This window comes from Ruminococcus sp. 1001713B170207_170306_F1 (assembly GCF_015668065.1).
In the GTDB taxonomy this organism is placed as follows: domain Bacteria; phylum Bacillota; class Clostridia; order Lachnospirales; family Lachnospiraceae; genus Blautia_A; species Blautia_A faecis.
The window spans coordinates 1-1,539 of sequence record NZ_JADPEX010000064.1; the positions used below are offsets into that span (position 1 = coordinate 1).

Annotated in this window: 3 protein-coding genes; all 3 read right to left on the reverse strand. The window is 45.0% G+C overall.

The window, feature by feature from the left end:
* Window positions 1-7: 7 nt before the first annotated feature.
* Window positions 8-433, reverse strand: a complete 426-nt coding sequence (locus tag I4V84_RS19445) for an aspartate carbamoyltransferase regulatory subunit (protein WP_148462559.1) — start codon at window positions 431-433, stop codon at window positions 8-10.
* Window positions 433-1,374 carry an aspartate carbamoyltransferase gene (gene pyrB, locus I4V84_RS19450; protein ID WP_195993193.1) on the reverse strand — a complete coding sequence of 314 codons (942 nt, stop codon included), beginning with the start codon at window positions 1,372-1,374 and terminating at the stop codon, window positions 433-435. The genes I4V84_RS19445 and pyrB overlap by 1 nt, the downstream gene beginning before the upstream one ends.
* The coding region (locus tag I4V84_RS19455) for an adenylosuccinate synthetase (RefSeq protein WP_195993194.1) at window positions 1,371-1,539 on the reverse strand (169 nt) is incomplete at its 5' end. The genes I4V84_RS19455 and pyrB, both read right to left, overlap by 4 nt.

The following is a 1,539-nucleotide window of genomic DNA, read 5'->3' on the forward strand; positions in this document are numbered from 1 at the left end:
GTAGTTTCTATCTTAAGAGGGAAGCTTCCTGGTTGCAGTAAATACATCTATATTTTCCACTGGAGGACAATTTGAAGATGTGCTCGCAGTTTGCTTCCGTACTGGTAATGCAGCGGGGATTTTTGCATTTGATTACATTTTTTAAAGTTCTTGGCGGAACAGGATGATATTTTTTTACCACCTTTCCATCACGAATTACGATCAAAGTGACTCCATCGTTCAAATAACCAAGGACTTCAAGACGCTCAGGCTCTGTAAGCCCCTCTATTTTAATCAGATCTTTACAGCCGTATTTTTCACTTCTTACGGACTGCAGTAGGGCAATGGACTGCTTCTGGGAGTCCAGTTCCAATAGCTTGTAAATATCCATTCCTTTTCCAGCCGGGATATGGTCGATCACAATTCCATTTTGGATAGATTCAATCTTTAACATTACAGCACCGTCCTTCCTGTCAGCGGATCCGGGATTTCAAGCAGCGCCATAATAAGTGCCATACGGATATATTTTCCGTTTTGTACCTGGTCAAAATAAGCGGCTCTTGGATCTTGATCCACATCTGAGGCAATCTCATCCACCCTTGGAAGAGGATGAAGAACCGGCATATCCGGCTGTGCCAGACTCAGCTTCTCGCGGTTTAAAATATAGGTATCCTTTAACCGGACATAATCTTCTTCGTTAAAGAAACGCTCTTTCTGAACCCTTGTCATATAGAGTATGTCCAGTTTGGGAAGTGTTTCCTCCAGGCTGGTAACCTCTTTGTAAAAAGAATGGTTAGGCTTTAAGGTCTCTTCAATTACGTAATCCGGGATTTTAAGCTCTTCCGGGGAGATGAAGTAAAACTCATTTTCTGGATGACGTACCAGACTGTTTACAAGGGAGTGTACGGTTCTTCCAAATTTCAAGTCACCGCAAAAACCAACTGTCAGGTGATCCAGATGACCTTTTCTCTGGCGGATGGTCATAAGGTCGATCAATGTCTGGGTAGGATGATTATGTCCGCCATCCCCGGCATTGATTACCGGCACTGTGGCATACATGGAAGCGCGAAGGGGAGCGCCTTCCTTGGGATGCCGCATTGCAATGATATCTGCATAGCAGCTTACCACCCGGGCAGTATCGGCTACCGTTTCTCCTTTTGTGGCACTGGACTGTTCAGCACCTGCAAAGCCAAGGGATTTTCCGCCAAGGCTTAACATGGCAGATTCAAAGGAAAGACGGGTTCTGGTACTTGGTTCGTAAAAAAGAGTGGCAATCTTTTTCCCATCTGCCACATGGCTGTACACTTCTGGACTTTCTGCAATGCGGTCAGCCAGATCCAGAACTTTTGTAGTTTCTTCAAGGGTAAAATCAAGTGGATCGATCAAATGTCTCATAACCAGGCTCCTTTTGTTAAAAACTGATCCCGTCTGGCTCCGACGGAAATAAACTGGATTTCATGGTTCAGAAGCTGCTCCAGGATACGAATGTAAGCTTTTGCATTCTCCGGAAGCTCTTCATAGGTCCGGCAGCCCGAAATATCGCATTTCCATCCTGGAAGC

Coding starts and splice junctions, on each gene's coding strand:
- pyrB (WP_195993193.1), bottom strand. CDS start 1,374: ATGAGACATTTGATCGATCCACTTGATTTTACCCTTGAAGAAACTACA.
- I4V84_RS19445 (WP_148462559.1), bottom strand. CDS start 433: ATGTTAAAGATTGAATCTATCCAAAATGGAATTGTGATCGACCATATC.